This window comes from Streptomyces phytophilus (assembly GCF_013870535.1).
Classification (GTDB): domain Bacteria; phylum Actinomycetota; class Actinomycetes; order Streptomycetales; family Streptomycetaceae; genus Streptomyces; species Streptomyces phytophilus.
On record NZ_JACBXC010000270.1, the window covers coordinates 1 to 6,081 of the forward strand.

A 6,081-nucleotide genomic window follows, 5' to 3' on the forward strand; every position below is an offset into this window, starting at 1 on the left:
GAGGCGGCGCGGGCGGAGATCCGCGAGCGCTGCCCCGTACGCTTCGAAGGCGCCGAGTTCTACCGGCAGATGGCCGAGCGCGGCGTCCCCCTGGGCCCGTCCGTCGAGTGGGTCGACGAGGCGTGGCTCGGCGAGGGCGAGGTGCTGGCGAGGTTCCGCCTGCCGACGTCCGCCGAGACGTCCGCCGCCGCCGGCCGCCCGGACCGCGAACTCCCCGTGCCCGCCGGGATGCTGGACGCCTGCGTGCAGCTCTACGCGCTCGCCGCCGGACCGCAGCTGGCCGAGCGGGACCTGTTCATGACCGCCCGCCTCGGCGACGTCGGCTTCGGCGCCCCCGCGGAGGGGACCCTGTGGTGCCACGTGCGGCTGACCGCGCCGGTCGGTGACCTGCTCGTCGGCGAACACCTGCTGTGCGCCGAGGACGGCGCGGCGGTCGGCTGGGGCCGCGGCACCGAGATCCGCGTCATCAGCCCGGGTTCCGGTACGTACGAGGCGCCCGCCGACGACGTACGCGAGGGCGCCGCGCAGCAGCGGTGGCGCGGCACGGACGGTGCCGCCGCGCTGCGGGACCTGCTCACCGGCATGGTCGCGGAACTGCTGCAGCTGACGCCCGCCGAAGTGCCGAGCAGCCGCCCGCTCGCCGAGACGGGCCTCGACTCCCTCGCCGCCCTGGAACTGCGCCAGCGGGTACGCGCCGAGACCGGCGTCGACCTCCCGGTCGACCTCCTCATCGCCGGGCCGTCGCTGGACGAGGTGGTGGAGCGCCTCTGCGGGTCCGTCGCGGGCGAGGGGCCGGCCGCGCCCCGCCCGTACGACGTGGACGGCAGGCTCTGGCTGCCCGTCACGCCGCAGGACGACGCCGCCGTGCGGCTGTTCTGCCTGCCGTACGGCGGCCGCGGCGCCTCCCTGTACCGGGACTGGCCGGGCACCGCGCCCGCCGGTGTCGAGGTGGTCCCCGTGCAGCTGCCGGGCCGGGAGGAGCGGGCCGACGAGCGCTGCCTCGTCGACGCCGACGAGGCCGTGGACGCCGTCGCGCAGGCGCTCAAGCCCTACCTGGACCGGCCGTTCGCCTTCTACGGGCACAGCATGGGCGCTCTCCTCGCGTACCGCCTGGCCCACCGGCTGGGCGCGGAGTACGGGGAGCTGCTGCGGCACCTGTTCGTCGGCGCGTTCAGCGCGCCGGGCGGCGGCGAGAACCCGCTCGGCGCCCGGCTGCGGTCGGTGACCCAGCGGCTCGGCTTCGAGCAGATGCCGGAGCACGAGGAGCTGGCCCGGGTACGGCGCACGCAGCCGCGGCTCTACGACACGGCGCTGCGCGCGGAGCTGGGCGAGCACCTGGCGGGCAAGGCGGACGTGGCCATGGACGGCGCCGGCTACTCGGACCTGCGGGTGGTGCAGAGCTACCGGCACGACCCGGCGGAGGTGCCGCTGCGGGTGCCGGTCACCGCGTTCCACGGCGCCGGCGACCCGGTGGTCGCCGAGCGGGACGCCGACGGGTGGCGGCCGTTGACGGCCGGCGGGTACGAGCTGCTGGTGGTGCCGGGCGACCACTTCTTCGTCCACGGCGACCAGAGCGGGCCGCGGGTCCTGGCGGAGATGGCCGCGCGGCTGCGCCAGCCCGTACGCGCCTGAGCCCCCCGTCTGAAGTCCTCCGCCTGACTCCCGCGCCCGAAGCCCGCCCGCGGGCCGGCTTCAGGCGCGTACGGGTGAGCCGAAGGGGCGGGCGAAGCCGGTGGCTTCGCCCGCCCCTCGTCGTATCCCGAGTACGCCGATACGGGTGCCGGTCACACCGCCGCGGGCAGCTCCAGCCGCTCGTCGGCGACGAGGATGGCCTGCTGCAGATCACGCAGCGCCCGGCAGGGCTCCAGGCCGAGTTCCTCGTTGAGCCGGTTCCTGGCCTGCTGATACGTACGCAGCGCGTCGGCCTGCCGCTCCGAGCGGCACAGGGCCAGCATCAACTGGCGGTAGAACGTCTCCCGCAGTGGATACTCGGCCGTCAGCGCGGACAGCCGGCCGATCAGCTCCCGGTGCAGCCCGAGGCTCAACCGCGCCTCCATCAGCCACTCCAGGTACTCCAGCCGGGTCTCCTCCAGCCACGTGGCGAAGCCCGCGATGATCGGCCCGTCGCAGAGGTCCCCGAGGACGGGGCCGCGCCACAGGGACAATCCGTCCTCGAAGGCGGTCACGGCCTGCTCCGGCCGGCCCTCCTTGAGGTGCAGCCGCCCCCGGTGCAGCAGCTCCTGGAAGCGGTCCACGTCGAACTCGTCGTCCTCCAGGTGGAGGAGGTAGCCGGGCGGGCGGGTGAGGATCGGGTTGTTCCGGCTGCCCGGCTCCCCGAGGAACTTGCGGAGCTGGGAGATGTAGACGTGGATGCCCGCGGTCGCTCGGCGAGGCGGGTTCTGCCCCCAGATCTCGGCTATGGCCTCGTCGATCGAGACCACCTGCCGGGCGCGGATCAGTAACAGGACGAGAAGCACCTGCATCTTCTTGGCGCTCACGAATCTGCTGCCGCGGTTGTCCACGACCCGGACGGGTCCGAGTATTTCGTACTGCACTTTTCAACCCCCGATGAATTTTTCTAGGCCGAAGTGCTCAGGTTTGATGGCACTTTTGTTCCATTTCTCTTGCCGCTACAGGCAGGGGAGCTTGTATGTCACGCGGCGATGCTGTACAGACCTTTGCAGGCTATGGAGGAGGTAGGGGGTGCCGAAACCCCTACCCACCCCTAAGTCCCCCCTACGTGCTGCCCCGGGTATTGCGCAGTCTGCACAGGGGCGTGTGGAACGCATTCACGCCCCCGGGCAAGGCGTCGTGATCATCCGCCGTTCTCGCAAATGCCCGGTATTCCCGCCACGTATCCGCTGCCCGATTTCCGGGCGACGCCACCGCCGGAATTCGACGCGGCGAACGGCCGCTGCCGGCCCCCCTGGTGTACCAGGGAGACCGGCAGCGGCCGTCACGGGGGTCCCGGTAGCCCTCCCGCGGGGCGGGAGGGCGGGGCCGGGCGGCGTCAGCCGTGGGTGAGGCCCTGACGCATCGCCAGCAGCGAGCCGAACGTCCAGTCCACGGTCTGCTGCACGTGCGCCGGCGCGCCGTGCACGTCGTCGATCTCGTTCGTGCCGAGGTCCTTCACGTGCTGCCGCAGGAACGCCTGCTCCCCGGCCGGGATGATCTCGTCGCGCAGGCTGGTCGAGTAGCGGACCGGGATCTCCAGAGCGGCCAGCTCCGCGGGCGTCAGCGCCCAGTCGGCGATCGTCCCGTGCAGCGCGTCGTCGTCCCCCTCGGCCGTGCCCGTCAGCCGGGCGAGCGTGTGCCGGGTGATGCCCGGCACGCCGCGCAGCCAGTCGGCGTCGCCGAAGAACCCGCTGACCGGCGCCCCCGACGACACGATGCCGCGGACCCGGGAGTCGTGCCCGGCCCAGCGCAGCGCCAGGTGCCCGCCGAAGCTGTTCGCGAGGGCGTACGTGTCGGACACGTCCGCCCGGTCCGCGACCGCGTCCAGCAGGGCGGGCAGCATCCGCCAGCTCTCCCGGTCGTACGGGAGGGTGTTCTCGCCCACGCCCGGCAGTTCGGTGACGACGATGGCCATCCCCAGCGCCGCCGCCTGGAGCGTCACCGGCGCCCACTGCTCCTTGAGGCTCACGATCCCGCCCGCCACCATCAGCACCGGCTTGGGCTCCGCGGCCGAAAGACCGCCGGCCCAGGCCACCACCTCACCGCCGGCCGGCGACGCCGTGACCCGCTCGATGTCCGGCTGGCCGACGCGCCAGCGGTCGAACACCGAACGGCACTTCTCGTACGCCGCCCGCCGCGCCGGGCCGTCGACGACGGGGAAGCGGGCCAGGGTGTAGCAGAGGAACGCGGGCAGCAACTCCCCGGCGCCCTCCAGCTCCCCGGCCATCGCCGACCACTGGGCCGTCCACGAGCCCGGGGCGCCGTCCTCGTCGTTGGTGATGCTGCCGAGCGCCTTCTCGTACCGCTCGGCGGGCAGTTGGAGCGCCTTGGCGTGGACGAGCGCGAACTCCTTGAGCTCGGCGACGTCGTTCATCGTGTTCCCTCCCGCTCCCAGAGCACCGTCAGGGCGAGGTGGCCGGGCACCGCGCCGATCTCCCGCAGCTCGTGCCGGAAGTCGGCCGTCCCGTCCTCGGACTGCCCGTGGGCGTCGAAGCCGTTCCGTGGATAGAAGTCCCTGACCTTGCCGTTCTTCGGCGACGGCACGTACCGCGCCGCCACGGCCTCGGCCCCCTCGGCCCGGGCGTGCTCCAGCAGCGCGGCGAGGCAGCCCTGCTCGATGCCGCGGGCGAAGACCCGGCAGCTGAGCAGGAAGTTGTCGACGTGCCACACGGGCCCGTCGGTCCGTACGAACACCGCACCGACCAGCCCGTTGTCCCCGAAGCGGTCGCCGCAGCGGATGGCCAGCACCAGGTTCCCCGGCGAGTCGGCCAGGGAGGCGACCTCGTCCTGCTGGAGCCGGCGGGTGGTCAGGTTGAACTGGTTGGTGCGCTGGGTGAGCTGGGCGACGCGCGGCACGTCGGCCTCGCCGGCGGCGCTCAGCTCGACCCGTACGTCCAGCTCGCGCAGGTAGTCGTCCAGCGACGAGAAGGAGTCGAGGAAGTCCTTGCGGACCAGCTCCTCGCGGTAGCGCTCGGGGCGGCGGACGTCGTCGTCGGTGAGGTCGCGCACGTCGAACCAGCCGTCGGCGAGCAGCCGCCCGGCGTGCAGCGCCGGGTCGCCGTCGAGGTGGAGCACGGTCACCTCGGGCAGCTCGCGGGCCACCAGGCCGCACTCGTACGAGCTGTCGTCGGCGAAGACGAACGAGTCGAGGCCCACGTTGAGGTCCTCGGCGAGCGCGCGCAGGTTGTCGTGCTTGGGCGCCCAGTTGGCGACCACCCGCACGAAGTCGTCCTCGCGCAGCGTCATCTCCTGGTGCTCGCGGAGCACGTCGCGTACGGGCTCCAGGTCGTTCTTGCTGACGGCGGCCACGAGCACCCCGCGCGAGGCGAGCTGCTTGACCACGCGCTGCATGCGCTGGAACGCGCGCCCCGTACGGCCGTCGGCGACCTCGATGCCCTCCGGGCCGTCGTCGCCGAGGACGCCGCCCCACAGGGTGTTGTCCAGGTCGACCGCGAGCACCTTCTTCGCCCGCCCGGACCGGCCGCGGGCGAGGTGCGCGACCTCGCGCGCGACGGCGGCGGTCAGCTCGGCCCCGAAGGGCGTGCCGGCGTAGGTTTCGAGGCGCGGCTCGGCGAGGGCCGCGGGGCCGGAGAGGACCGGGTCGAGGTCGAGGACGACGAGGCCCGGGTGTTCGTCCATCAGCCCGAGCAGCCGGGCGTTGCCCTCGCGCCACACGGCGCCGAGCCGGGCGCGGGAGCGGTGGTCCACCAGCTGGGAGGTGAACTCCCGGGGGAGCGGCATCGTGGTGTAGACGAGGGTGCCGGAGCCGGAGGTGCCGTGGGTGGCGGCGAGCTTGCCGAGGAGGTGCACCTTCTCCGTCAGTACCCGCTCGACGTCCTCGGGCCGCCACGGGCGCGGGACCTCGTCGAAGACGATCCCGGCGGCGGGCAGGCACACCACGAGGTCGGTGCCGGCGGCGTAGACCTCGCTGGCGGGGTCCGCGAGGTCGAAGAGCCAGCCGCCGAAGTCCGCGACGTGGGGGCGCAGCAGCATGCCGTGCCGGGCCAGCTCCATGGTGAGCGGCGGCACGAGGCCGGCGACGGTGCCGTGCCCGGTGACCGCGACGGACACCGTCGGCACGCCGGGGTGGGCGGCGAGTACCTCGTCGGGCGACAGGCGGGACAGCAGCCGTCCGGCGCGCTGCCGCTCGTCCTCGCCGAGGCCGCGGAGCAGCGCGGGGAGTCTCGGGTACTCCGCGACCAGGCTTCCGGACCGGTGCAGCTCCGCGACGGGATCCGGAGCGGCTGGCGGGGGAGCGGGGGCAGCGGACACGGGACTCACACCTCCTGGTGGACCATCGCGGCGGACCGCCGGGCGGCGCGACGGTGAGGGGGCGCGGGCGGACCGCCACCAGGCTCGCCAGCGGAGCTTGACGGGGCCTTGGAGGCGTCTAAAGCGGGTGTACGA

Annotated in this window: 4 protein-coding genes; 1 reads left to right on the forward strand and 3 read right to left on the reverse strand. The window is 73.5% G+C overall.

The genetic code is table 11. The features are described 5' to 3' along the window. Positions 1–1,632: thioesterase domain-containing protein (locus H5J30_RS14470; RefSeq protein ID WP_181787844.1), on the forward strand; the 1,632-nt coding region annotated here is incomplete at its 5' end. Positions 1,633–1,784: 152 nt separating this feature from the next. Here the strand turns inward: H5J30_RS14470 and H5J30_RS14475 are convergent. From H5J30_RS14475 to H5J30_RS14485, 3 genes are all read right to left on the reverse strand, one after another. Further along, the gene (locus tag H5J30_RS14475) at positions 1,785–2,555 is read right to left on the reverse strand and encodes an AfsR/SARP family transcriptional regulator (RefSeq protein WP_181787845.1); all 771 of its coding nucleotides are present in this window, start codon (positions 2,553–2,555) and stop codon (positions 1,785–1,787) included. Between the two features lie 455 nt (positions 2,556–3,010). Continuing rightward, the gene (locus H5J30_RS14480; protein ID WP_181787846.1) at positions 3,011–4,048 is read right to left on the reverse strand and encodes an alpha/beta fold hydrolase; all 1,038 of its coding nucleotides are present in this window, start codon (positions 4,046–4,048) and stop codon (positions 3,011–3,013) included. Then, entirely contained in the window at positions 4,045–5,946 is a 1,902-nt protein-coding gene (locus tag H5J30_RS14485; protein ID WP_181787847.1) for an HAD-IIIC family phosphatase, read from the reverse strand. Before H5J30_RS14485 ends, H5J30_RS14480 begins: the two co-directional genes overlap by 4 nt. Positions 5,947–6,081: the final 135 nt, after the last annotated feature.

Coding starts and splice junctions, on each gene's coding strand:
- H5J30_RS14480 (WP_181787846.1), bottom strand. CDS start 4,048: ATGAACGACGTCGCCGAGCTCAAGGAGTTCGCGCTCGTCCACGCCAAG.